This window comes from Asanoa sp. NPDC049573, assembly GCF_040676615.1.
Lineage (GTDB): Bacteria > Actinomycetota > Actinomycetes > Mycobacteriales > Micromonosporaceae > Asanoa.
In genome coordinates, this window is sequence record NZ_JBFAPI010000001.1 from 621739 (window position 1) to 646669 (window position 24931).

Genomic DNA, 24931 nt, shown 5'->3' on the forward strand with positions numbered 1-24931 from the left:
GCCGGACCAGGGCGGTCCGGCCGGCATGTTCCATGCTGGGGGAGGGGGTCAACCCGTTTCGTCCGCCCCGCGGTGGAGGCCGGGCGGATTTTCCGGTGCGGGTTACCCGTACCCCACCTCAGGGTTTGTCCCCGAGTCCTTACTCGTACGCGATGGCTTGCAGGACGTTGAGCCTCGCCGCCCGGATCGCCGGGAGCACGGCCGCGATGGCGCCGGCGAGCACGGCCAGGGCCAAGGTGATCACGAGGTACGCGTAGGGCACGGTCAGCGAGAGGAACTCGTCGCCGAGCGCCGCGACGATCGAGACGCCGAGGCCGACGCCGATCACGATGCCCAGGGCGGCGCCGAACACGGAGATCAGCACCGACTCAACGGTGATCATCCGGGCCACCTGCGACCTGCTCATCCCGACCGCGCGGATCAGGCCGAGCTCGCGGGTGCGTTCGAAGACCGACAGCAGCAGCGTGTTCACCACGCCGAGCACCGCCACGATGATCGTCAGCGCCAGCAATGTGTTGACGATGCCGAGCAGGATGTCGACGAAGTTGTTGGCCTGGTCGATCAGCTGCGACTGGTCGTTGACGGTGACCTCGGGGTTGTCGGCGAACAGCTTGTCCAGCTCGGCGCGTACCTGCGGCACCTGGCTGTCGTTGGCCACCTGCACGAAGCCCGACTGCGCGAACGGCGACCGGAACCCACCCGCGTCGGCGCTGCTGATCAGCGAACTGGAGATCGCCTGGTTGGGCTTGAAGATCCCGACCACGCGCAGACCGATGGGCTGGCCGCGGGCGGTCCGCATGGTCACGGTGGTGCCGACGCCCACGTGCAGCGCGTCCGCGGTGTTCTGGTCGAGCAGCGCCTCGCCCGGGTTGAGCTGCCGGACGTTCCCGGCGACCGGCTTGAGGTTGAAGATGGTCGACGCCGCCTGCGCGTCGCCGGCCTGCACGAACCGGTCGCTGCCGTTGAGGTTGACGGTGTCGCCGCGCAGCGCGACCGCGGTCTGCACGCCCGGCAGCGCGGCCATGGTCTGCTCGAGCTGCGGCGGGAAGCCGGCGGCGGCGCCCGGCCCGTTGCTGAAGCTGGTGGTGACCGCGAGTTGGGCGTTGACGTCACGCTCGAACGCGTTGCTGATGCCCGCCTTCGCGGACTGGGCGAACACCCCCGCGCCGGTGGCCAGCGCCACCCCGATCATCAACGCGGCCGCGGTGACGGCGGTGCGGCGCGGGTTGCGCCCGGTGTTGCGGGCACCGAGTTGCCCCGGCGCCGACCACGCGAACGCCTTCCCCGCGGCGGCGGTCAGCGGCCGGCTGATGATGGGTGCCAGCAGCGCGACGCCGAGGAAGCACAGCGCCGACCCGACCCCCAGCGTCAGCCAGGTGGGCGGGTCGCCGACGTGCCCGACGCCGAGCCCGAGCAGCAGCGCCCCGGCCAGCAGGATGACCGCGCCGCCGACGGTGAGCCGGGTGAGCGGCTTGTCCGGGGTGACGGCCTCGCGCATGGCCGCGATCGGCGGCACCCGGCTCGCGCGCAGTGCCGGGATCAGCGCGGCGACGACGGTGAAGGCGGTGCCGACGGCGAGCGTGGTGAGCACCGCGTAGGCCCGGACCACCACGCCCGAGACCGGCAGGCTGGCGTCGATGAACGACTGCAGGGCCTTGTTGAGGATGTAGCCGACCAGGATGCCCAGGCCGAGCCCCACGATGCTGGCGCCCAGCCCCACGAGCACCGCCTCGGCCAGCACGGACCGGTTGACCTGCCTCCGACTCGCACCGAACGATCGATAGAGCGCAAGTTCCCGGGTCCGCTGCGCGACCAGCATCGAGAACGTGTTGAAGATCAGGAACGCGCCGGTGAACATCCCGATCAGCGCGAACACCACGAGCCCGGTCTTGAGGATGTTGACGAAGCTGGAGGTGGCGCTCTGCTGCTCCTCGGCGACCTGGGCCCCCGTGCGCACCACCTCGCCGGGCAACGCCGCCGCGATCCGGTCCCGCAACGCGTCGTTGCTGACCCCGCCGGCCGCGGTCGCGTCGATCGAGGTGAACTTGCCGGGCGCGTTGAGCAACACCCGCTGCGCCTGCGCGAGCGTGAAGGCAACGGTCGTCTCGCCGGCGAGCGAGGGCCGGTTGCCGGGAAAACCGAAGATCCCAACCACGCGATACGGCGTACGCGGCTGCAAGGTGATCACATCCGCCGTCTGCCCGAGGGCAAACGGCCCGGCCTCGGCGAGCCCCTGGTTGATGGCGATCTCGTTGTCGGCGGCCGGTGGTCGCCCCTGGCGGAGCTGGATCAGCGGATCGTCGTTCTGCCAGTTGATACCCTGCTGCGGCGGCCCGTTGCCACCGATCACCTTGCCGTCGCCGCCGACGACCCGGGCACCGGCGGAAAACACGCCCGGCGTGACCTTGGCGACCCCGTCCACCTTTCGCACGGTGTCGACGTCGTTCTGGTCGAGCAGCGCGGTCGGGCTGCCGAACTGCTGTTGCTGCCCGCCCGGGGTGGTGTCCTTGGCCGTGACCTCGACGTCGATGTCGCGGTTGACGGTCGAGAAGAGCGCGGTGAAGCCCTGGGAGAAGGTGTCACCGGCGACGAACGCCCCGGACATGAACATGGTGCCGAGAACGACGGCCAGCGCGGACAGCGCGAGCCGCAGCTTGTGGGTCAGGAGCCCTCGCAACATGGACCGGAACATCTAGACCCCCTCAGTCGTCGGCCGCCGGCGGCTGCTGCCGCGTCCCGGCACCACTGTCGCGAGTGGACGCCGCGGTGGTCTTCTTGGTGCCCCTCCGCGGCGCGACGTCGCTGTCGGCGGCGCCGGTCGGGGTGGTCGCTGTTCCGCTCGCGTCACTCGCCGCGGCGCCGGCTCCACCCTCGTTCCGCGCCGGCGGCGGTGATTCTGCTTGGGCGTCCGCTGAGCTGGATCGCTTGCGCGGTTTGCCCTTCGGCGGCCGCGTGGCGGCAGGCCCGGCGCCGACGCCGCGCGGGGCCTTGCGCCGTGCGGCCCGCACGGGCGCATCACGTCGGCCGGTTTCCCCGGCTTGGGCCGGGGTGTCGGCTTGGGCCGGGGTGTCGGCTTGGGCCGGGGTGTCGGCTTGGGCCGGGGTGTCGGCTTGGGCCGGGGTGTCGGCTTGGGCCGGGGTGTCCGCTTGGGTCGCGGTCTCAGCTTGGAGTTGGGTCTTGGCTTGGGCCGGGGTGTCGGCTTGGGTCGCGGTCTCAGCTTGGGCTTGGGTCTTGGCTTGGGCCGGGGTCTTGGCTTGGGTCGCGGAGTTGACTTGGGCCGGGGTCTCGGCTTGGGCTTGGGCCGGGGTCTCGGCTTGAGTGGCGGTGTTGTCTTGGGCTGGGGCCTTGGCCCGGGTTGCGGTCTCGGCCCGGGTCGCGGTCTCGGCTTGGGCCGCGGTCTCAGCTTGGGCTTGAGTCTTAGCCTGGGCCGGGGTCTTGGCTCGGGTCGCGTTTTCGGCCCAGGTCGCGGTCTTTGCTCGGGTCGCGGTCTTTGCTCGGGTCGCGGTCTTTGCGCGGGTCGCGGTTTCGGCTTGCGTCGCGGTGTTTGCCTGGGCTGCGGTCCCCTCCTGCGTCTGCGTCGCGGTCTCGGTCAGGGACTCGACGTGAGCGTGAGCGGCGGTGTCGAGCTGGCTCGCCGTGTTGGCTTGGGTCGCGGTGTTGGGCGGCGTGGTGGTTTCGGCGGTGTCGGCCCGCGTCGCGGTGCCGCCCTGCGTCGGGGGTTCGGGCAGGGCGGCGGCGGTGTCGGTCGGCGCCGTTGACTCGGGCTGCGTCCGCTCCTGCGGCTGTGTCGGGGTCGCCCCGGCGTGGTTGTTCTTCGTGCGGGCCTGCCTGGGCGCCGGTTGGCTCTGCACCGCGCGGCCTTCAGGCTGCGTGGCGGTCCTTGTGGCGCGGGCGCTCGGCCGGGCTGTCGTTACCTGGTTGCTCGTGCGCGCTTGCCTGCCGGCCGCCGCCTGGGTGCTCGTGCGCGCTTGCCGGCCGGTCGTTGCCGTCCGGGTGGCTGCCGCTTCGGGCTGCCCGACCGTTGTCCCGCCCGGCGGCGCGGTCGTCGTCGCCTGGGTGTCGGACCCGCTCCGCGTGGCGGTTGCTTCCGGCGGCGTCGCGGTGGTCGCCGCCCGCGGGCCGGTCGCGCGCGTTCTCCGGGCGCCTGCCGCTGAGCCTGCCCGCACGGTCCGGGGCGCCGACCGGCCGCCGGCGCGGGCGCTCGGAGACCCCCGATCCCCATGCCCGCCGTCGTTGCCGGCGTCCGGCGTTGTCCGATGTGGATCCGTGACGTCGGCCTGGTCGCCGGCGCTGTGGCCCGGGTGGGGGGTGCGGCCGGTCGGGTCCGTCGTGCCGCGGCTTTCCGGAGGCTGGCCGCCGCCGCTGACCGGAATCGGTCCGGCGGCCGAGCCGTGGTCCTCAGGCGTGTCGATGGTCCGCATGCGGTCGAGCACCCCGTCGGCCGTCGGGTCGATGATCTCGTCGACGACGGCGCCGTCGCCGAGGAAGAGGACGCGGTCCGCGTAGGAGGCGGCCACCGGGTCGTGGGTGACCATCACGATGGTCTGGCCGTGGGTTTTGACCGAGTCGCGCAGGAAGGTCAGCACGTCGGCGCCCGAGCGGGAGTCGAGGTTACCGGTTGGTTCGTCGGCGAAGATGACCTCGGGGCGGGCGACCAGGGCGCGGGCGCAGGCGACGCGCTGTTGCTGGCCGCCGGACAGCTGTGACGGGCGGTGGCCCAGGCGGTCGCCGAGGTGGACGGTTTCGATGACCGTGCGATACCAGTCGGGGTCGGGCTTGCGGCCCGCGATCGAAAGCGGCAGCAGGATGTTCTCCTCGGCGGTCAGCGTCGGCAGCAGGTTGAACTGCTGGAAGATGAAACCGATCTTGTCCCGCCGAAGGCGGGTCAGGCCGGCGTCGCCGAGGCCGGTCACCTTGGTGTCGCCGACGAAGACCTCGCCGCGGCTGACCGAGTCGAGGCCCGCCAGGCAGTGCATCAGCGTCGACTTGCCGGAGCCCGACGGGCCCATGATGGCGGTGAACTTCCCGCGTTCGAGCTCGACGGTGACGTCGCGGAGGGCGACGACCTCGGTCTCGCCTTCGCCGTACACCTTCCACACCTGGACGGCCCGCGCGGCCGCCCCCATCCCGGCTGTCGTCGTCACGACTCCCGATCTTTCCGCAGCACCTCTCGATAAGCGGACATTTGACCCTTAAACACCCGACCGCGTCCTCCCGAGGCACATCGCGCGGGGCGAAGGCTGGGAAGATGTTCCGGGGACACGAAGGGGTGAGAGGTGGCGATGACGGCGGAGGGGCCGGGCGAGGTCGCGGCCCCGGCCGTGCGGCCGGTCCGGGTGTTGCTGGCCGACGACCAGCCGCTGCTGCGCACCGGGTTCCGGATGGTGCTCGGTGCGCAAGGCGACATCGACGTCGTCGGCGAGGCCGGTGACGGGGTCGAGGCGGTCAACCTGGCCCGCCGGTTGCTGCCCGATGTGGTGCTGATGGACGTACGGATGCCCCGGATGGACGGCGTCGCCGCCACCCGCGCGATCGTCGAGTCCCGCTTACCCGTGCGGGTGCTGGTGCTTACGACTTTCGACCTCGACGAATACGTGGTCGGTGCGTTGCGGGCCGGCGCCAGCGGGTTCCTCGCCAAGGACGTGCCGGCCGACGACCTGGTCACCGCCATCCGCACCGTCGCCGCGGGCGAGGCCGTCGTCGGGCCGCGGATCCTCAAGCGGCTGCTCGACCGGTTCGCCGCCGCGTTGCCCGACCCGCACGAGACCAGGCCGCCGGCCCTGGCGACCCTCACCGAGCGGGAGCGCGAGGTGCTGGTGCAGGTCGCGCGGGGCCTCTCCAACGCCGAGATCGCCAAGAAGCTGTCGGTCAGCGAGACCACGATCAAGACGCACGTCGGCCACGTGCTGACCAAGCTCGGCCTGCGTGACCGGGTGCAGGCCGTCGTGCTCGCCTACGAGTCGGGCCTGGTCCGACCCGGAGCCTGAGGAGCTAACGCCGCGGCGGCAGATCGCCCTCCGCCGTGGGCGGGTCGGTCAGCCCCGGCACGTAGTCGGCCAGCAGGGCCGGCGTCAGACCCGATTTGTGGATCGCCTTGAGCGCACCCAGCAGGTCGTCCATCAGCGCCGGGCGGAAGTGCATCAGCAGCACGTCGCCGGGCTTCACGACCTTCTCCGGGGTCTGGTAGCGCACGTACCCCTCGTTGACCGTCTCCGTCCAGTTGACCATCACCGTCGCGCCGCAGTCGCGGGCCGCCTGCGCCGTCGTGTGGTCGTATTCGCCGAACGGCGGGCGGAACAGCGCCGGCCGCTTGCCGAACAGCTGCTGCAGCTTGTCGGCGGAGCCGCAGATCTCGCGGCGCTGGTAGTCGTAGGACCGGCCGCGCAACTCCGGGTGGTCGATCGTGTGGTTGCCGACGACGGCGCCGGTCGCCTCGATGCGCGTGAAGTAGTCGGTGTATTCCGTCGCCGCCGGCGAGTTGAGGAACATCGTCACCGGGATGTGTGCCTGCCGGATGAACTCGGGCACGTCGGCCGGGCGGGCCAGCGCCCCGTCGTCGATGGTGATGAAGGCGACCTTCTGGTCGGTCGGCACGTGGGACCACACCGTCGCCGGCCCGCTCGAAGCGACCTGCACCGGCACCGGCACCGGCGCGGGAGGAAAGGTCGGCACCTGGGCCACGTACCACGCGAGGCTCTTCGGTTTGGGCTTCGCCGTCGGTGACGGGCTGACCGTCGGGATGGCCGACGACGGCGTCGGGCTCGGTGTCGTCGCACGGGCGAACGCGTGGCTCGGTTGGGCGGAGCAGGCACTCAGCGCCAGCGCGGACAGGAGCACGGCGACCGCGCGTGGAGCGGTGTTGGACGGCACGCCCGGAACCGTAGCGGCCCCATGTCATGAAACGGCAAGCACCCTCGCGGTGATCGGGCCTATTCGTCGGCCCCCGGCGTCACCACCTCCTCGACCGGCTGGCGTGGCGCCGGGAACGGTGGCGGGGTGCCGCCGAACGCCGGGCAGACCGCCTGGTGCGCACACCAACCGCAGAGCTTGCTCGGCTGGGGCCGGAACTCCTTGGCCTCCGTGGCCCGCTTGATCGCCTGCCACAGCGCGAGCAGGTTGCGCTCGAAACGGGCCAGCTCGTCGGCGTCGGGGGAGTAGTCGCAGATCTCCTGGTCCTTGAGGTAGAGCAGCCGGAGCACCCGCGGCACCACGCCCCGGGTGCGCCACAGCACCAGGGCGTAGAACTTCAACTGGAACAGCGCCCGTGCCTCGAACGCCTCGCGCGGCGCTCCACCGGTCTTGTAGTCGACCACCCGCAGCGCGCCGTCGGGCGAGACGTCGAGCCGGTCGATGTAGCCCCGGATCAGCAACTGGTCGTCGACCACGGCGCTGATCAGGCTCTCGCGCTCGGCCGGCTCGAGCCGTGACGGATCCTCGACCGTGAAATAGCCGGTCAGCAGCGACCGCGCCGAGGCCAGGAAGTCGTCGGTCGTCCACGGCCGGCGCACGTCGACGGCCTCGTCGGCGACCAGAGCCGCCGGCTCGCCGGAGAACAGCGCCGAAAGCTCGGGCGAGTTCTCGATCATCTGAGCCCAGGCCGGCCCGACCAGGTCGGCGGCCGCCGCGGCGGTGCGGTCGCCCGCCGGCAGGTCGAACAGTCGCTCCAGCACCGCGTGCACCAGGGTGCCCCGGGCCTGGTCAGGGCTGGGTGTCTCGGGCAGGCGGTCGATCGTGCGGAACCGGTAGAGCAGCGGGCAGGTCTTGAAGTCGGCCGCGCGGGACGGGGACAGCGAGGGATAAACCGGTGCGTCACCGTCGTGCGCGTCGAGAGACACAGCCTGCGTTGTCATGCCCCAGACGCTAATCGAGGGGTACGACGAAACCGCGGGGGTGGGTCGTGTCGATAGCATCGATACGATGTCAGACAACGCGAGCGGCGAAGAGCGGCCCGAGCGACGGCCCGGGTTGGTGGTCGGCCGCCTCTGGGGCGTCCCGCTCTACCTCAATCCCTCGGTCATCCTGCTCGCGGCCCTGATCACGCTGCTATACGGCAACTTCGTCCGCAACCAGCTCAACCTCAGCGGCGCCGCCGGCTACCTGGTCGGCTTCGGCTTCGTCGTCTGCCTGCTGGTCTCCGTCCTGCTGCACGAGTTGGGCCACGCGATAACCGCCCGGCGCTTCGGCATCGGGGTGAAGGGGATCACGCTGGAACTGCTCGGCGGCTACACCGAGATGGACCGCGACGCGCCCAACCCGCGGGTCGACCTGCTGGTCTCGCTGGCCGGCCCGGCCGTCTCGCTGGTGCTCGGCGCCGGCGCGCTCGGCGTCACGCTGGCCCTGCCCGACGGCACCCTGCTCAACGAGCTGAGCTTCCAGGTCTCCTTCAGCAACCTGGTCGTCGCGGTCTTCAACGTGCTGCCGGGCCTGCCGCTGGACGGCGGGCGGGCGCTGCGCGCGGTGGTCTGGTGGGTCTCCAAGGACCGCCACATCGGCACCGAGGTCGCCGGTTGGACCGGCCGCGGGCTCGCCGTCGCGGTGGCGATCACGGTGGCCGCGCTCGCGTACTTCGACATCCTGTCGCTGTTCGGTCTGGTGTTCATGCTGTTGATCGCGTTGACCCTGTGGCAGGGTGCCGGCCAGAGCATCCGGTTCGCGCGGATCAGCCGCCGGTTCCCGCTGATCGACCTGGCCCGGCTGGCCCGGCCGGTGTTCAGCGTGCAGAGCGGCACCCCGCTGGCCGAGGCCCAGCGGCTGGCCCTGGCCGCCGGCCGGCAGGAGTACGCCCTGGCCACCGTCGACTCCGCCGGGCGGCTGGTCGGGCTGGTGGAGAAGGCGGCGGTCGAGGCGGTGCCGATGGAGCGCCGGCCCTGGGTCTCGGTCGACACGGTGGCCCGTGGCATCGACGGCGTGCCCACCATCCCGGTCGGCACCAGCGGCGATCAGGTGATCAACACGGTGCAGCGCAACCCGGGCTCGCAGTATCTGGTCACTTCGGGCGAAGATGTGGTCGGTGTGTTGCGCCTCTCCGACCTGGCGCAGCTCCTGGAGCCCAACGGAAAGATGAGGACGTGAGCACGCTGCACCCGACGACCACCGAGACCGAGCCCGACACGACCCCGCACAACCGGGGTCCGTTCCGGGTCGGCGAGCGGGTCCAGCTCACCGACCCCAAGGGCCGGATGCACACCGTCACCCTGGAGCCCGGGCGCGAGTTCCACACCCACCGCGGCGCGCTGGCCCACGACGAGATCATCGGGCTGCCCGACGGCAGCGTCGTGCGCTCCGCGGGCGGCACCGAATATCTGGCCCTCAGGCCGCTGCTGTCCGATTACGTGCTGTCGATGCCGCGCGGCGCCCAGGTGATCTACCCGAAAGACGCCGGCCAGATCATCACGATGGGCGACATCTTTCCCGGCGCCCGGGTGCTCGAGGCCGGCGCCGGTTCCGGTGCGCTGGCCAGTTGGCTGCTGCGCGCGGTCGGCCCGTCCGGTGACCTGATCTCCTACGAGCTGCGCGACGACTTCGCCGCCATCGCCCGCAGGAACGTCGAGGCGTTCTTCGGCGGCCCGCACCCGGCCTGGACCCTGCGCAACGGCGACGTGCTGAGTTGCACCGAGACCGGTTTCGACCGGATCATCCTGGACCTGCTGGCCCCCTGGGACGCCGTCGACCTGATCTCCCGCGCGCTGGTGCCCGGCGGCGTGTTCATCGGCTACGTCGCCACCACCACCCAGCTCTCCGACCTGGTCGAGGCGCTGCGCGAGAAGGGCGGCTTCACCGAGCCGCGCGCGTGGGAGTCGCTGGTCCGCGACTGGCACGCCGAGGGCCTGGCCGTGCGCCCCGACCACCGCATGATCGCGCACACCGCGTTCCTGGTCTCCGCGCGCAAGCTCGCCCCCGGCGTGATCGCTCCGCCGCGCAGGCGCAAACCGTCCAAGGGCGCAGAGGCATATGCGATACGAAAGGCCGCGAACCGGGCGCCGGTGGACCCGCCGGGCGACGGGGCCGCCGGAGCAGAGGGCGGCTCGACGCCGGGCGACCTTCCGGGCGAGCCGAGATGAGCCGCCCCTCGTTCGGCGGCGGCAACGACCTGCCCGCCGTCTTCCCGGACTGGTCGCCCTACCCCGACCTGGACTCCGCCGCCCGGGCCTACCTGCGCGACCCCGACGTCGCGCTGGAGGCCCTGAGCGGCGTGCTCAACGGCGCCACCGTGGTCTGTTTCACGCTGGAACGTTTCGTCAACGAGGTCAACGGCGTCTGGCAGGAGGTCGTCGTCTGCGACGGCAGCCGGCTGATCCTCTGGCACGGCGAAGACGTGCCGCCCACCGACGGCCCCGCCGGCTCGATGACCTCGTCGCTGCGGGTGGTGCCGCTCTCGACGGTCACCGAGGTCGGTTGCCGGCGGCGGCTCTCGCGCTCGCCAAGCGGCCAGGCCCGCACCGACTCGATCGACGTCTACCTGTTGCTCAGCTCGATGGACGAGGCCGGCTCCGCCGAAGACAGCCAGGTGCCCCGGCACGACGCGCTGCGCTTCGGCAAGACGCTCGACGACGGGGGAGCGGGGCAGATCGGGCGGCTCGAAGACTTCGCCCGGCTGGTCGCCTCGCTGGTCGGCCGTCCCACTCTCTGAGACGGCGGCCGGGTTATTCGACCGGGGCGTTGGGCCCCGCGACCTCGTCGTCGGAGTCGCCGCGGGTCACGTGAATGCACTCGCCGGGGCAGTCCTTGGCCGAGTCGATCACGTCCAGCCGCAGGTGGGCGGGCACGTCAACCCGGACACCAGGTGACACCTGGAGCTCTCCGGACGCGTCCTTGACGTAGGCCAGCCCGTCGATGTCGAACTCGAAGACCTCGGGCGCGTACTGCACGCAGAGCCCGTCGCCGGTGCACAGGTCCTGGTCGACCCAGACCCGCAACTGATCAGTCTCGGTCTGAGTCGTCACTTCGCCTCCCACGCGCTACGTTCGTACGTTCCGACCGTACCCGACGATGTTTTTGATGGCTCCTCGCCGGTGGGAAACCCGAACCGGACGAGATCAAGAGTCGGTGACGAGGGTGTTGCCTGGGTCTAAATCGTCGTCGGAGCGGTTAGTGTTATGACAGAACGTTTTTAGCCCCCCGGGGAGGTGGGACGTGGCACGCAGCGACGACGCGGATGCGCGCGCCGCACGGTGGGAGAAGGAGACCCACGATCTCTCCACCCAGGTCGCGTTCCTTCAAGAGGAACTCGCTCTGGTGCGGCGCAGGCTCACGGAGAGCCCCCGACACGTCCGTCAGCTCGAGGAGCGGCTCGCGGCAACGCAGGCGCAGCTGGCCCGAGTGTCCGAAAACAACGAGCGGCTGGTCACGACTCTCAAAGAGGCGCGGGCCCAGATCGTCACACTCAAGGAAGAGATCGACCGGCTGGCGCAACCGCCCAGCGGTTACGGCGTCTTCCTGACCCGCCACGACGACGGCACGGTGGACGTGTTCACCGGTGGTCGCAAGCTGCGCGTGGCCGTGTCTCCCTCGATCGAGACCGAGGAGCTCAAGCGCGGCCAGGAGGTTCTGCTCAACGACGCGCTCAACGTCGTCGACGCGTTCGGTTACGAGCGGGTCGGCGAGGTCGTCATGCTCAAGGAGATCCTGGAAAACCCGGGTGGCGGTGCTGGTGACCGCGCCCTGGTGATCTCCCACGCCGACGAGGAGCGCATCGTCCACCTGGCCGAGTCGCTGATCGGCGCACCGCTGCGCACCGGCGACTCGCTCATGATCGAGCCGCGCTCGGCCTACGCCTACGAGCGCATCCCGAAGAGTGAGGTGGAGGAGCTCGTCCTGGAGGAGGTCCCCGACGTCGGCTATGAGGACATCGGCGGCCTGCACACCCAGATCGAGGCGATCCGCGACGCGGTGGAGCTGCCGTTCCTGCACGCCGACCTGTTCCGCGAGCACCAGCTGCGGCCGCCGAAGGGCATCCTGCTCTACGGTCCGCCCGGTTGCGGCAAGACCCTGATCGCGAAGGCGGTCGCCAACTCGTTGGCGAAGAAGATCGCCGAGCGGCGTGGTGAGGAGAAGCACACCAGCTACTTCCTCAACATCAAGGGTCCGGAGCTGCTCAACAAGTACGTCGGCGAGACCGAGCGGCACATCCGGCTGGTGTTCCAGCGGGCCCGTGAGAAGGCCGGCGAGGGCACCCCGGTGATCGTGTTCTTCGACGAGATGGACTCGGTGTTCCGCACCCGCGGCTCCGGCGTCTCCTCCGACGTGGAGAACACGATCGTCCCGCAGCTCCTGTCGGAGATCGACGGTGTCGAGGGGCTCGAAAACGTCATCGTGATCGGCGCGTCCAACCGCGAAGACATGATCGACCCTGCGATCCTGCGGCCCGGCCGGCTCGACGTGAAGATCAAGATCGAGCGTCCGGACGCCGAGGCGGCGAAGGACATCTTCAGCAAATACATCCTGGCCGGCCTGCCGCTGCACGGCGACGACCTGGCCGAGCACGGCGGCGACACACAGGCCACGGTCGAGGCGATGATCGAGGCGGTCGTGCTGCGGATGTACTCGGAGTCCGAGGAGAACAGGTTCCTCGAGGTCACCTATGCCAACGGTGACAAGGAGGTCCTCTACTTCAAGGACTTCAACTCCGGCGCGATGATCCAGAACATCGTCGACCGGGGCAAGAAGATGGCCATCAAGGAGTTCCTCGCCTCGGGCCGCAAGGGCATGCGCCTGCAGCACCTGCTCGACGCCTGCGTCGACGAGTTCCGCGAGAACGAGGACCTGCCCAACACCACCAACCCCGACGACTGGGCCCGCATCTCCGGCAAGAAGGGCGAGCGGATCGTCTACATCCGCACGCTCGTCTCCGGCGGCAAGGGCACCGAGGCCGGCCGCTCCATCGAGACGGCCTCCAACACCGGTCAATACCTGTAGCAAGGCACACACTGACGGGGCGGTGCCGACCGGCACCGCCCCGTCGGCGTGCCCGGCGCGTTGCCGAGGGGTGACGTCACGGCGGTTATCACTTCGGTCCCGGCCGGGTAACGGGCGGTTCCGCCGGTGCTCCTGAGCGTTACCGTGCTGGCATGCGTCGATCCGCCGCGCGGGCGCGGGTGGCCGAGCCGATCCCGTGGCGGCTCTACCTCCTCACGTTCGTCTCGTGGGTCCTGCTGTCCTTGCTGGGCGGGCCCGACACGGTGCCCGGCTCGGGGAGCGGGCCGTTGCCCGAGCAGCCGGTCGTGGCGGTGCAGGAGGCTGTGGCCCGCACCATGAGGTCTACCTTCCGGGTGACGGTGGCCGACGATGACCAGACTCAACCCGAGTTGGCTGTCGCGCTCGACGCGCGGGCCGATGTGCTGATCCTGTGGAACGGCGACCAGCTGTACGCGTTCCGCCACCGGCACGACGCCTATGCGATCAACGAGAGCCCCGGCAAGCCGTGGTACCACTTCGAGTGGCCGCCCAGGACCCCACCCCAGGAACTCGGGGTCCTCTATTACGCGGCGTTCGACCTCGAGGCGTGGCAGCCCACGCTGTGGCTCGACGGGGTGACCCAGGCCCAGCGGACCGGTCGACGGACCTACGCGGGCACCATCGACAAGCGGCGGGCCGGCCCACGCCATCCGGGTCTCGTTCGCGACGTCTGGGGCGACGGCACCTCATCGGTCGATGACGACGCCACCGTGCCGTTCGAAGCGGAGGTCGACTCCCGGGGCCGCCTGGTTCGCCTCACGCTCACGACCGGCGACAAGGGCGAGACCCAGACGTTCCGACTCTCCGGCTTCGGCGAGCCGGTGCGCCCGCCGTCCCCGCCACCTTCCGACATCGAGGAGATCACCCCCTGAGAACGTTACGGCCGGTATCGTCACGATCGATGGCCCCGGGCCCACCGTCGCTCCGTACCCCCGCTGCCTTTGTTCTGGACAGCTCCGCCGGAAGTTCGCATGCGGCCCGGGGGCGGGTCGGGGCGTAATCGGACTACGCTTTGACGTCATGGGGCAGCGGAACGAGGTGGCGACGTGACGGTACGTCGGATCATGGGCACCGAAGTCGAATACGGGATCTCGGTGCCGGGCCAACCCGGTGCCAACCCGATGGTGACGTCGTCGCAGGTCGTCAATGCCTACGGGGCCCGCCCGGAGCTGACCCGCGGTGGTCGGGCGCGCTGGGACTACGAAGAGGAATCGCCGCTGCGCGACGCGCGGGGCTTCACCTACTCGGGCGCCGCCTACGATCCGGCGGAGGCACTGGCCGACGAGGATCTCGGGCTCGCCAACGTCATTCTGACCAACGGCGCCCGGCTCTACGTCGACCACGCGCACCCCGAATACTCCACGCCCGAGGTGACCAACCCGATGGACGTGGTCCGTTGGGACAAGGCCGGCGAGCGGGTGATGGCCGAGGCGTCCCGGCGGGCGGCGACGATCCCGGGCACCCACCCGATCCACCTCTACAAGCACAACACCGACAACAAGGGTGCGAGCTACGGCGCCCACGAAAACTATCTGATGCGCCGGCAGACCCCGTTCGCCGACATCGTCGCCTACCTGACGCCGTTCTTCGTGACCCGCCAGGTGTTCACCGGCGCCGGCCGCGTCGGCATCGGGCAGGACGGTTCGCAGCCGGGCTACCAGCTCACCCAGCGCGCCGACTTCTTCGAGGTCGAGGTCGGTCTGGAGACGACGCTCAAGCGGCCGATCATCAACACCCGTGACGAGCCGCACTCCGACGCCGACAAATACCGCCGGCTGCACGTCATCATCGGTGACGCCAACCTGTCGGAGATCTCGACCTTCCTCAAGGTCGGCACCACCTCGCTGGTGCTGACGATGATCGAGGAGAAGGTGCTCACACCCGATCTCGGCATCGCCGACCCGGTGGCCGAGCTCAAAGAGGTCAGCCACGACACGACGCTGACGCACCGGATGCGGTTGCGCGACGGCCGCCGGCTGACGGCGCTCGACCTCCAGTGGGCCTACTTCGAGCGGGCCAAGGCGTTCGTCGACGACCGTTACGGCAACGACGCCGACGCCGACACCGTGCAGGTGCTCGACCACTGGGAGGGCATCCTCGACAAGCTCGGCCGCGACCCGATGTCGTGTCAGGACGAACTCGACTGGGTGGCCAAGCTGCGCCTGCTCGAGGGCTACCGCGAGCGCGAGAAGCTCGCCTGGGCCTCGCCCAAGCTCCAGCTCATCGACCTGCAATACAGCGACGTGCGCCCGGAGAAGGGCCTCTACCACCGGCTGGTCGCCCGCGGCTCGATGAAGACGCTGCTGACCGACGAGCAGACCCGCTCGGCGATGGTCGAGCCGCCGGAGGACACCCGCGCCTACTTCCGCGGCCGCTGCCTCGCCCAATATCCGTCGGAGGTGGTCGCCGCGTCGTGGGACTCGGTGATCTTCGACGTCGGGCGCGAGTCGCTCGTGCGGGTGCCCATGATGGAGCCCGAGCGCGGCACCAAGAAGCACGTCGGCGCCCTCTTCGACCGCTGCCCGAGTGCCAAGGACCTCCTCGAAGCCATAACGGGGGGCTAACCCCAGTTATTTGGTACGCCCCGGCGCGCCGCCGTGCGTACCCCATCGGGATCTGGCATTGTCCCCGAACCGTCCGCCGTGCGCGAAACATCGCGCGCGGCGGGCCAGTTTGTCGTACCGGCGAGGTAGGTTTTTCGCAGGGCACAGTTGAGGCCTGTTGAGGGAGGGCACGCATGGCAACTCGGGACAGCGGCGGCCAGTCGCAGTCGGGCAAGGCCCGCCGCGATCAGGAGACAGAGGACGTCACCACCGAGGCCAACCCCGAGGTGGCCGAACGGCAACAGGAGATCACCGAAGACGTCGACGACCTGCTTGACGAGATCGACTCGGTTCTCGAGGAGAACGCCGAGGAGTTCGTGAGGGGGTACGTCCAAAAGGGCGGCCAGTAGGCTTTAGTCCGGTTTGGTGCGGCGCGGCGGGTCTCTCCCGCGGCGCCGTAACCATTGCGGTCAGGGGCGTATGGCGCGCATCGTCGCGTCTACGCCGCGCCCAAGATAGTCTGCTCCAGCGCCGCTCGATCGCGGCGCCTACATCTGAAAGGGACCACGTGGCAACGGGATTCGATCCTTCCGGGCGCCTACCCGACGTGTTCACCAACGCGGGCACCTCGTCGTTCACGCAGTTCCTGAGCCAGGTTGCGCCCGAGCTGATGCCCGGCCGCCGGCCCCTGCCGCCCGGCACCGCCGCCGAGCTCGCTCCCCACGCGACCACGATCGTGGCGATCGCCGCGAGCGACGGCGTGGTGATGGCCGGCGACCGCCGCGCCACGATGGGCAACCTGATCGCCAGCCGTGACATCGAGAAGGTCCACCCCGCCGACGAATACTCGCTGGTCGGCATCGCCGGCACCGCGGGCATCGGCATCGAGCTCATGCGCCTGTTCCAGGTCGAGCTCGAGCACTACGAGAAGATCGAGGGCGCGATGCTCTCGCTCGACGGCAAGGCCAACCGGCTGGCCGCGATGATCCGCGGCAACCTCGGCGCCGCGATGCAGGGCCTCGCGGTGGTGCCGCTGTTCGCCGGCTACGACCTGTCGGCGAAAGACCCGGCCAAGGCCGGCCGCATCTTCAGCTACGACGTCACCGGCGGCCCTTACGAGGAGCGCGGCTACGACGCGATCGGCTCCGGCTCGATCTTCGCCAACTCGGCCCTCAAGAAGCGCTTCCGGGCGGGCCTCAGCGTCGCCGACGCGACCCGGCTCGCGGTCGAGGCCCTCTACGACGCGGCCGACGACGACACCGCCACCGGCGGCCCCGACCTGACCCGCCGGATCTTCCCGGTGGTGATGACGGCGACGGCCGAGGGCACCCACCGGCTGACCGACGAGGAGACCTCCGCGATCGCCAACGCGGTGGTCACCGCCCGCATGGAAAACCCGGGCGGCTGAGACCCGATGGCTGATCTGTTGTCCGACCTCGACCACCGCTAGGAGCCGCCGCCGTGGCGATGCAGTTCTACACCAACATCGACCAGATCATGCGGGACCGCTCGGAGCTGGCCCGCAAGGGCATCTCCCGCGGCCGCAGCGCGGTAGCCCTGACCTACACCGGCGGCGTCCTGTTCGTCGCGGAAAACCTGTCGAGCTCGCTGCACAAGATCAGCGAGATCTACGACCGCATCGGCTTCGCGGCCGTCGGCCGCTACAACGAGTTCGAAAACCTTCGCCGCGCCGGCGTCCGCATGGCCGACCTCAACGGCCTGAGCTACGACCGCCGCGACGTGACGGGCCTGGCGCTGGCCAACGCCTACGCGCAGACGCTGGGCGCCATATTCAGCGACCAGCAGAAGCCGTTCGAGGTCGAGATCTGCGTGGCCGAGGTCGGCCTCACCCCGGCCGACGACCAGATCTACCGCCTGGCCTACGACGGCTCGGTCAACGACGAGCCCGGCTTCATGGCCATGGGCGGCCAGGCCGAGGCCATCGCCAACGTCCTCAAGGGCGCACACCAGTCCGACATGTCGCTGGCCGACGCCGTCAAGCTCGCGGTGCGCGCGCTGAGCAGCGTAGGCGGCGACGGCGGCGCCGCCCGCACCATCGCGGCCAACCAACTCGAGGTAGCCATCCTCGACCGCGCCCGCCGTGGCCGCACCTTCCGCCGCCTGACCGGCACGGTGCTGACCGACCTCCTGAACGGCAACGGCGGCGGCGCCGCCGCTCCGTCGCCCTCCAAACCGTCCGGCAACGGCGGCGAGTCGGGCGACGACAAGGCCGCGGAAGGCACGGAGAACGCCAAGCCTCCGGCCAAGGGGCCGGACAAGCCGACCTCGTCGGCGGGTTCTGCCGACCTGGAGTAGCGGGCGGGGTTGGTCTAGCGCCTCGCTTCACCCCCCGGGCCGCCGGCTGCGGGGTGGGCATGGGGTGGGTCGTGCGTGCGGGCGGAGTTGCCGGCTCGCGGAGCGTGGGTGGCGGCTTAGGTTGCCGGTCTTTCGCTTCGTCGCGCCGCTGCCGGTCCGTCGTGGGTTGGCTCGGCGTTGCTGCCGCCGCTACTGCGGGCGGGCGATGCGTTGGAGCTTGCGCGGCGTGCAGTGGTGCGTTCCGTCGCGCGCGGCGATCGTTGACCTTGCGAGCGGTGCCGCTGCTGCTGGCGGCTTGCGGGGCATGAGCCTGCGGCGTGCAATGGTCCGTTCCGTCACCCGCCGCGACCGCTGACCTTAGTGCCGCTGTCGGGTGCCGGTGCCGGGTGCCGGGTGCCGGGTGCCGGGTGCCGGGTGCCGCTGGCAGCTTCCGCGGCGTGCAGTGTCCGTCAGCCGCCGCGACAGCGGCCCTGGCAAGCGCTGCCCGCCCCTTGCCCGCGTCACCGTCGTGGCTGCCCGCCGCGGCGGCGGTGGCTGCAGGGCATCGTGGCAGGCCCCCATGGTTTCACTGCTGGTCCCGTGCCGGCTGGGCCGCCTCCGTCTCGACAGCGGCCGTCATCCTAGGATGCTCAGGGCGTGTTGCCCGCCCGGCAGCAGCGAATGTGCCGGCCCGGGAGGCGGTCCTGAGCCGGTCGGTCGCCCGTAGCCGCTTTCGGCTGCCGATGAGCCGCTGGCAGGCCACACCGGGCGGCGGCCACACCGGGCGGCGGCCGCACCGGGCGGCGGCCGCACCGGGCGGCGGCCACATCGGGCGGCGGCCACACCGGGCGGCGGCCACGGCTGGGGCACCCTGGCCGCGAGCGAGCCACCCGGACGCCACGGACGGTCGGAACCGCGGGCCGGCGCCGGGGCCTGCCTCGTGGATCATGCCGACCATCGGCCGGGCCTGATCCACGAGACGAGCCCTAGCGGGATGGGAGCTGCTCGTAGAGCGCCGTCAATGCCGCGCCGTAGATCTCGGAGAACGTGGGGAAGGGCTGGATCGTGTCGCGCAGGATGTCGAGGGGGATCTGGGCCCGGATCGCCAGCGTCGCCTGCTGTAGCCACTCGGCCGCCTCCGGGCCCACGCCGTACGCGCCCGTCAGCGTGGTGCCGTTGCTCAGCAGGGTGAGGAAGCCGTTGGACTCCGCGTACTTCTCCGTGTAGGTCGCGGTCTTGGCCACCTCCGACAGCTTCGCCGTCGCCGTGAACTCGGCCTCTGACGCGCCTACCGCGCCCACCGCCGGGTCGGTGTAGACCACCCGCGGCACCGCGGTGTAGTTGGCCTCTCGGGGGTCGCCCAGGATGTTGGCCGCCACCACGTCGCCCTGGTACTTGCCTACGTGGGTCAACGGCCATAGGCCGGTCACGTCGCCGATCGCCCAGACGCGGTCGGCCACCCGCAGGTGTTCGTCCACCGGGATGCCGTGTTCGTCCGCGGTCACGCCGATCGTTTCCAGGCCGATGTCGCGCACCCGTGGGCGGCGGCCGGTCGCCACCAGCAGGCGGTCGCCGCGCAGTTCCTTGCCGTCGGCCAGGGTCAGGACGTAGTCGTCGCCGTCCATGCGGGCCGCGGTCGCGTGTGGGCCGGGCACCAGTTCGACGCCGTCGCGGCGGAGGATCTCGGCCATCGCCTCGCCCAGCGGGCCGGGCTCGCGTGCGAGCAACCGGCCGTTGAGGACGACCTCGCCGCCCATCCGGCGGACCACCTGGGCCATCTCGGCGCCCACCGGGCCGCCGCCGAGGACGATGAGGCGGCGTGGGACCTCTTTCATGCCCGTCGCCTCGCGGTTGGTCCAGACGCCGGGAAGGTCGGCCAGGCCGGGGATGGGCGGCTTGAAGGCGTACGCGCCGGTGGCCACGACCACGTGCCGGGCCGTGTGGCGGGTGCCGGCCACCTCGACCGCGCCCGTGCCGGCCAGCTTGCCGCTGCCGCGGAGCAGGGTGATTCCCTTGGTGTCGAGCCAGCGGGTGGCGCCCGTGTCGTCGTAGTCGGAGACCATGAAGTCGCGGTAGGACAGCGCCGTCGCCACGTCGATCGTCGCGGTCGCGCCGGCGTCGCGGGCGGCCTGCACGGCCTCGCCGGGGCGCAGGAGCGTCTTCGACGGGATGCAGGCCCAGTAGGAGCATTCGCCGCCGACGAGCTCGCGTTCGACCAGGGCCACCCGCAGGCCGCCGTCAGCCAGGGCGCCCGCACAGTGCTCACCCGGGGAGCCGGCGCCGATGACGATCACGTCGAAGTCTTCGGTCATCCCAGCAGTCTCCTCCATAGACCGCGACGAGCGGGCGGCCACGCCGGGGGCGACCGGGCCGGGACCCCGGAGACAGCCCGGTCGGGCCGTCTCCATGCGGGGTGCGGTCGTGGTCTGCGAGAGTTTCGTCATGCGTAGTGACATCATCCCGGGCGGCGTGTTCCCCGACTACGCGTTGCCTGACCACACCGAGACTGTGCGGTCGCTGAGCGAGCTGCAGGGTGACGATCCGATGATCCTCACGCTGGCCCGCGGGCATTTCTGCCCGAAGGAGCACCAGCAGCACCTCGACCTGGCCTCGTTCCAGTCGAAGATCGCCGTGGCCTACACCCAGGTCGCCACCATCGCCACCGACGAGCACCACGTGCTGCAGGAGTTCCGGGCGTCGGTGGGCGCGCAGTGGACCTTCCTGTCGGACCCGGGGCGCACGGTGCAGCAGGACCTCGACATCAAGGAATACACCGACCCCGAGCACGACCCGATGATTCCGCACACCCTGGTGCTCAAGCCGGGGCTGATCGTCCACAGTGTCTACAACGGCTACTGGTTCTGGGGGCGGCCGTCGCTCGACGACCTCTGGCGCGACCTGCGCGCCGCGACCCGCGACATCCGGCCCGACTGGGACCTGAGCACGCCCGGCCTGCGCGAGGCATGGGACGCGGGGGACTGGTCCCGGTTCCACGGCTACGACCGCCGACCGAAACCGAACGACTAGGCCGACACCGGGCCTGAACCGACACCGGGCCTAGACCGACACCGGGCCTAGACCGCCCCGAACAGCTCCAGGCAGGGCGCGAGGCCCTCGATCACGACCGGTGGCCGCCGGGTCGCCGCCCAGCGGTCGCGGGTCAGCCGGAGCCGCTGGGAAACCACCACCGAACCATCGAGAAGGTCGCGGGTGATGCCGTCGTCGGTGTAGCCCAGCTTGCGCGAGACGCCCAGCGGCGCCGGGTTATCGACGAACGACGCGGTGGTGGCGTCCGACGCCGACAGGCCCTCGAACGCCAGGTGCAGCACACCGTGCCGCATCGCCGTGCCGATGCCGCCGCCCTGGTGGTCGAGGCCGAGCCACGACGACGTGGCGACCTCGCGCAACGAGCCGAACGACGACGCCCGCAGGCCCTGCATGCCCACCGGCACCCCGTCGGCGAACACGCCCAACCCGAGCCACCAGCGCTCCGGCGTCCACTCGCCGCGGCCCGACCAGGACGACTGCACGACCCACCGCGCCCGTTCCGCGGGAGGCAGGTCCGTCCACGGCGTCAGGAACGTCCGCGTGCCGGGCTTCTGGATCCCCGCCGCCGCCACGGAAGCCAGCAGCGACAGTTCGGCGTCCGTCGGCAGCCGCAGTTCGACGGCACCGACCCGGATCCGCAGGCCGAACAGCGGCCAGTGCTCAGCGAGCACGGACCGCACCCGCCGCCACCGCGGCGGAAAGCGACGCCCGCCAGTCCGGGAGCGGCGACAGACCCGCCGACGACCAACGATCATGACCCAGCACGCTGTACGCCGGCCGCGGCGCCGGCCGCACGAAGGCGGCACTGGTGGTCGGCCGGATCCGGGCCGGGTCGAGACCGGACAGCTCGAACACCGCCCGGGCGAAGCCGAACCAGGTCGTCTCGCCGGATGCCGTGCCGTGGTAGATGCCCGCCGGCGCCGAGGTCGCGGAGGCCAGCGCGACCAGCTGCCGGGCCAGCGCCAGCGACCAGGTCGGCTGCCCGCGCTGGTCGTCGACCACGTCGAGCGTCTCCCGCCCGCCGGCCAGCCGCAGCATCGTCGCCGGGAAGCTGTTGCCGTGCTCCCCGTAGAGCCAGGCCGTGCGGACCACATAGCCCGACGAGGGCAGCAGCGACAGCACAGCACGTTCGCCGACCAGCTTGCTGCGCCCGTAGGCGTTGACGGGGGAGGGCACCGCCGACTCCGGATAGGGCGACGACGCGGAGCCCGCCAGCACGTAATCGGTGGACACGTGGATCAGCCGCGCGCCGGACGAAGCGCAGGCGGAAGCGAGCGACGAGACCGCGGTGCCGTTCAGCGCGGTCGCCGCGTCCTCCGCGGTCTCGGCCCCGTCGACGTCGGTCCACGCCGCGGCGTTGATCACCACGTCGTGCCCGGGCACCGCCGACCGCACCGCGGCCGGGTCGGTCAGGTCGAGATCCGCCCGCCGGGCCGCCGTCACCGTGAACGCCGGCGACGCGGACAGCACCGAGACCAGGTCCGACCCCAGCATGCCGCCGGCGCCGGTGAGCAGGACCTTGGTCATCGGGCCGAGGCCGCCTTCAACGGCTCCCACCACGCGCGGTTCTCCTTGTACCAGGCCACGGTCGCCGCGAGCCCGCGGTCGAGGTCGACGCTCGGCGCGTACCCGAGCTCGCTCTGGATCTTGGCAATCGACAGCGAGTAGCGCCGGTCGTGCCCCTTGCGGTCGGCCACCGGCACGACCTGGTCCCAGGACGCCCCGCACGCGGACAGCAGCCGCCCGGTCAGCTCCTTGTTGGTCAGCTCCGTGCCGCCGCCGATGTGGTAGACCTCGCCGGCCCGGCCCTTGTCCTGCACCAGCGCGATGCCGACACAGTGGTCGTGCACGTGCAGCCAGTCGCGGATGTTGCCGCCGTCGCCGTAAAGCGGGACCGTGCCGCCGTCGAGCAGGTTGGTCACGAACAGCGGGATGACCTTCTCCGGGAACTGGTAGTGCCCGTAGTTGTTGGAGCAGCGGGTGACCACCACGTCCATGCCGTGCGTGCGGTGGTAGGCCAGGGCCAGCAGGTCGGAGCCGGCCTTCGAGGCCGAGTAGGGCGAGTTGGGCGCGAGCGGCCAGTCTTCGGTCCAGGAGCCCTCGTCGATCGAGCCGTAGACCTCGTCGGTGGAGACGTGCACGAACCGGCCCGTGCCGTGCCGCAGCGCCGCGTCGAGCAGCGTCTGGGTGCCGAGCACGTTGGTCGTCACGAACACGCCGGCGCCGTCGATCGAGCGGTCCACGTGGGACTCGGCCGCGAAATGCACGATCACGTCGTGGTCGCGGACCACCTCGTCGACCAGCGCGACGTCGCAGATGTCGCCCTCGACGAAGCGCAGCCGCGGGTCGGCGACGACCGGCGCGAGGTTGGCCCGGTTGCCCGAGTAGGTCAACTTGTCGAGCACCGTCACCGCGCTCGGAGCCAGGTCCGGCCCCGACCCCGGGGTCAGCAGCATGCGGACGTATTCCGAACCGATGAACCCGGCACCGCCGGTCACGAGGATCCTCACGGGTTCCGGAGTCTACGCGACGGGCACCACCCAGTAGGCTGCCCGCCGTGCGAGGGATTCTTCTGGCCGGTGGCACCGGATCGCGACTCTGGCCGATCACGATGGCCGTCTCGAAGCAGCTCATGCCGATCTTCGACAAGCCGATGATCTACTACCCGCTCTCGACGCTGGTGATGGCCGGGATCGACGAGATCCTGATCATCACCACGCCGGACGACCAGGCGCAGTTCCGCCGGCTGCTGGGTGACGGCAGCCAGTTCGGGCTCACGCTGGAATACCAGGCCCAGGCCCGGCCGGAGGGCATCGCCCAGGCGTTCCTGCTCGGCGAGGAGTTCATCGGCGACGAGTCGGTGGCGCTGATCCTCGGCGACAACATCTTCCACGGCGTCGGCCTGGGCCGTCAGCTCGGCGACACCAGCCCGCTGGTCGGTGGCCGCGTCTTCGCCTATCCCGTCGCCAATCCCCGCGAATACGGCGTCGTCGAGTTCGACGCCGACGGCAAGGTGCTCTCGATCGAGGAGAAGCCGGTCAAACCCAAGTCGCGGTACGCCGTACCCGGCCTCTACTTCTACGACAACCGGGTGGTGGAGATCGCCAAGGGGCTCAAGCCGAGCGACCGGGGCGAGTTGGAGATCACCGCGGTCAACGAGGCCTACCGGGAGTGGGGCGAGTTGACCGTCACCGTGCTCGACCGGGGCACCGCCTGGCTCGACACCGGCACGTTCACCTCGATGATGCAGGCGGCCGACTACGTACGCGTGATCGAGGAGCGCCAGGGCCTCAAGATCGGCTGTGTCGAGGAGGTCTCCTGGCGCGCCGGGCTGATCGACGACGCCACCCTGCGCGACCTGGCCGGCCCGCTCACCAAGAGCGGTTACGGTGACTACCTGTTGAGCCTGCTGGCGGAAAAGGCCGAGGCGGAGAAGGCGGAGGGCGGCGCGGCATGAAGATCCGTGAGCTGGGCATCGAGGGCGCCTTCGAGTTCACCCCGCAGCAGCACGGTGACCAGCGCGGCACCTTCCTGGAACTGTTCCGGGCGGATCTCTTCGAGGCGACGGTCGGCCACCCGTTGACGCTGGCCCAGTCCAACATCTCCACCTCGCAGCGCGGCGTGCTGCGCGGCATCCACTTCGCCGACGTGCCGCCGGGCCAGGCCAAATACGTGACGGTCACGCGCGGGGCGGGCATCGACGTGATCGTCGACATCCGGGTCGGGTCGCCGACGTTTGGCCGGTGGGAGGCGGTCCGCCTCGACGACGTCGACCGCCGGGCCGTCTACATCTCGGAGGGCCTCGGCCACGCCTTCTGCGCGCTGACCGACGACGCGACGCTGACCTATCTCTGCTCGACCGGCTACAACCCGACCGGCGAGCACACGGTCAACCCGCTCGACCCGGACCTGGCCATCGAGTGGCCGACGGAGACGCCGATCTTGTCGGCGCGCGACGCCGCGGCGCCCTCGCTGGCGACGGCCAAGGCCGACGGGCTGCTGCCGGACTACGAGGCCTGCCGGGCCTACATCCGCTCGTTGGGCTAGAAAAACCCGACGAACCGGGCGCCGAACGTACGTCGTGAATGTTT

Annotated in this window: 22 protein-coding genes and 1 pseudogene; 14 read left to right on the forward strand and 9 right to left on the reverse strand. The window is 70.8% G+C overall.

Translation table 11 applies throughout. The features are described from left to right. Positions 1-139: 139 nt before the first annotated feature. Positions 140-2680 carry an ABC transporter permease gene (locus AB0J74_RS02860; protein WP_363443597.1) on the reverse strand — a complete coding sequence of 847 codons (2541 nt, stop codon included), beginning with the start codon at positions 2678-2680 and terminating at the stop codon, positions 140-142. 315 nt (positions 2681-2995) lie between these two features. Between AB0J74_RS02860 and AB0J74_RS02865 the strand changes: the two genes are divergently transcribed. Further along, positions 2996-3271 (forward strand): hypothetical protein, encoded by a 276-nt coding sequence (locus AB0J74_RS02865; protein WP_363444066.1) that lies wholly within the window; start codon positions 2996-2998, stop codon positions 3269-3271. A 1132-nt stretch (positions 3272-4403) separates the two neighbouring features. On the opposite strand, the pseudogene AB0J74_RS02870 reads toward AB0J74_RS02865, so the two are convergent. Next, a pseudogene (locus tag AB0J74_RS02870) lies at positions 4404-5126 on the reverse strand (ABC transporter ATP-binding protein); the annotation flags it as partial. Positions 5127-5282: 156 nt separating this feature from the next. Between AB0J74_RS02870 and AB0J74_RS02875 the strand changes: the two are divergent. Beyond that, positions 5283-5987 carry a response regulator transcription factor gene (locus AB0J74_RS02875; RefSeq protein WP_363444069.1) on the forward strand — a complete coding sequence of 235 codons (705 nt, stop codon included), beginning with the start codon at positions 5283-5285 and terminating at the stop codon, positions 5985-5987. A gap of 4 nt (positions 5988-5991) precedes the next feature. Here the strand turns inward: AB0J74_RS02875 and AB0J74_RS02880 are convergent, their stop codons facing one another. Next, positions 5992-6870, reverse strand: coding sequence for a polysaccharide deacetylase family protein (locus tag AB0J74_RS02880; RefSeq protein WP_363443599.1), 879 nt, complete (start codon positions 6868-6870; stop codon positions 5992-5994). Positions 6871-6929: 59 nt separating this feature from the next. Next, complete coding sequence (locus AB0J74_RS02885; protein WP_363443601.1) at positions 6930-7850, reverse strand: PD-(D/E)XK nuclease family protein; 921 nt, start codon at positions 7848-7850, stop codon at positions 6930-6932. 67 nt (positions 7851-7917) lie between these two features. On the opposite strand from AB0J74_RS02885, the gene AB0J74_RS02890 reads away from it, so the two are divergent. The 3 genes from AB0J74_RS02890 to AB0J74_RS02900 are packed head-to-tail and all read left to right on the forward strand — an operon-like array spanning position 7918 to position 10630. Continuing rightward, on the forward strand, positions 7918-9072 hold the full coding sequence (locus AB0J74_RS02890) for a M50 family metallopeptidase (protein WP_363443603.1): 1155 nt from the start codon (positions 7918-7920) through the stop codon (positions 9070-9072). Further along, positions 9069-10061, forward strand: coding sequence for a tRNA (adenine-N1)-methyltransferase (locus tag AB0J74_RS02895; protein WP_363443605.1), 993 nt, complete (start codon positions 9069-9071; stop codon positions 10059-10061). Before AB0J74_RS02890 ends, AB0J74_RS02895 begins: the two co-directional genes overlap by 4 nt. Beyond that, a complete protein-coding gene (locus tag AB0J74_RS02900; RefSeq protein WP_363443607.1) occupies positions 10058-10630 on the forward strand; it encodes a hypothetical protein in 573 nt (190 codons plus the stop codon). Before AB0J74_RS02895 ends, AB0J74_RS02900 begins: the two co-directional genes overlap by 4 nt. Before the next feature lie 13 nt (positions 10631-10643). Here the strand turns inward: AB0J74_RS02900 and AB0J74_RS02905 are convergent, their stop codons facing one another. Next, positions 10644-10943, reverse strand: coding sequence for a ferredoxin (locus tag AB0J74_RS02905; RefSeq protein WP_363443609.1), 300 nt, complete (start codon positions 10941-10943; stop codon positions 10644-10646). Between the two features lie 190 nt (positions 10944-11133). Here AB0J74_RS02905 and arc point away from each other — a divergent pair, with 190 nt between their 5' ends. The 6 genes from arc to prcA all read left to right on the forward strand — a co-directional run bounded on the left by arc (position 11134) and on the right by prcA (position 17813). Continuing rightward, the gene (arc, locus tag AB0J74_RS02910; RefSeq protein ID WP_363443611.1) at positions 11134-12915 is read left to right on the forward strand and encodes a proteasome ATPase; all 1782 of its coding nucleotides are present in this window, start codon (positions 11134-11136) and stop codon (positions 12913-12915) included. 152 nt (positions 12916-13067) lie between these two features. Continuing rightward, positions 13068-13826 (forward strand): hypothetical protein, encoded by a 759-nt coding sequence (locus AB0J74_RS02915; protein ID WP_363443613.1) that lies wholly within the window; start codon positions 13068-13070, stop codon positions 13824-13826. A gap of 174 nt (positions 13827-14000) precedes the next feature. After that, positions 14001-15518, forward strand: coding sequence for a depupylase/deamidase Dop (gene dop, locus AB0J74_RS02920; RefSeq protein WP_363443615.1), 1518 nt, complete (start codon positions 14001-14003; stop codon positions 15516-15518). A gap of 173 nt (positions 15519-15691) precedes the next feature. Further along, positions 15692-15907, forward strand: a complete 216-nt coding sequence (locus AB0J74_RS02925) for a ubiquitin-like protein Pup (protein WP_116073798.1) — start codon at positions 15692-15694, stop codon at positions 15905-15907. A gap of 158 nt (positions 15908-16065) precedes the next feature. Then, positions 16066-16905: a proteasome subunit beta gene (gene prcB / locus AB0J74_RS02930; RefSeq protein WP_363443618.1), complete on the forward strand. Its 840-nt coding sequence runs from the start codon at positions 16066-16068 to the stop codon at positions 16903-16905. Between the two features lie 53 nt (positions 16906-16958). Beyond that, positions 16959-17813, forward strand: coding sequence for a proteasome subunit alpha (gene prcA, locus AB0J74_RS02935; RefSeq protein WP_363443620.1), 855 nt, complete (start codon positions 16959-16961; stop codon positions 17811-17813). Positions 17814-18778: 965 nt separating this feature from the next. Here prcA and AB0J74_RS02940 read toward each other — a convergent pair. Beyond that, on the reverse strand, positions 18779-20104 hold the full coding sequence (locus AB0J74_RS02940) for an NAD(P)/FAD-dependent oxidoreductase (RefSeq protein ID WP_363443622.1): 1326 nt from the start codon (positions 20102-20104) through the stop codon (positions 18779-18781). Positions 20105-20234: 130 nt separating this feature from the next. On the opposite strand from AB0J74_RS02940, the gene AB0J74_RS02945 reads away from it, so the two are divergent. Further along, positions 20235-20819 carry a redoxin domain-containing protein gene (locus AB0J74_RS02945; protein ID WP_363443624.1) on the forward strand — a complete coding sequence of 195 codons (585 nt, stop codon included), beginning with the start codon at positions 20235-20237 and terminating at the stop codon, positions 20817-20819. 47 nt (positions 20820-20866) lie between these two features. On the opposite strand, the gene AB0J74_RS02950 is transcribed toward AB0J74_RS02945, so the two are convergent. Genes AB0J74_RS02950 through rfbB form a run of 3 tightly spaced genes read right to left on the reverse strand, consistent with a single transcriptional unit; the run spans position 20867 to position 23350 of the window. Next, complete coding sequence (locus AB0J74_RS02950; RefSeq protein ID WP_363443626.1) at positions 20867-21511, reverse strand: GNAT family protein; 645 nt, start codon at positions 21509-21511, stop codon at positions 20867-20869. Next, positions 21501-22367, reverse strand: a complete 867-nt coding sequence (gene rfbD, locus AB0J74_RS02955) for a dTDP-4-dehydrorhamnose reductase (protein ID WP_363444072.1) — start codon at positions 22365-22367, stop codon at positions 21501-21503. The genes AB0J74_RS02950 and rfbD overlap by 11 nt, the downstream gene beginning before the upstream one ends. Beyond that, positions 22364-23350, reverse strand: a complete 987-nt coding sequence (gene rfbB / locus AB0J74_RS02960) for a dTDP-glucose 4,6-dehydratase (protein WP_363443628.1) — start codon at positions 23348-23350, stop codon at positions 22364-22366. Before rfbB ends, rfbD begins: the two co-directional genes overlap by 4 nt. A gap of 47 nt (positions 23351-23397) precedes the next feature. On the opposite strand from rfbB, the gene rfbA reads away from it, so the two are divergent. Continuing rightward, entirely contained in the window at positions 23398-24297 is a 900-nt protein-coding gene (gene rfbA, locus AB0J74_RS02965; protein WP_363443630.1) for a glucose-1-phosphate thymidylyltransferase RfbA, read from the forward strand. Further along, on the forward strand, positions 24294-24887 hold the full coding sequence (rfbC, locus tag AB0J74_RS02970; protein WP_363443632.1) for a dTDP-4-dehydrorhamnose 3,5-epimerase: 594 nt from the start codon (positions 24294-24296) through the stop codon (positions 24885-24887). The genes rfbA and rfbC overlap by 4 nt, the downstream gene beginning before the upstream one ends. Positions 24888-24931: the final 44 nt, after the last annotated feature.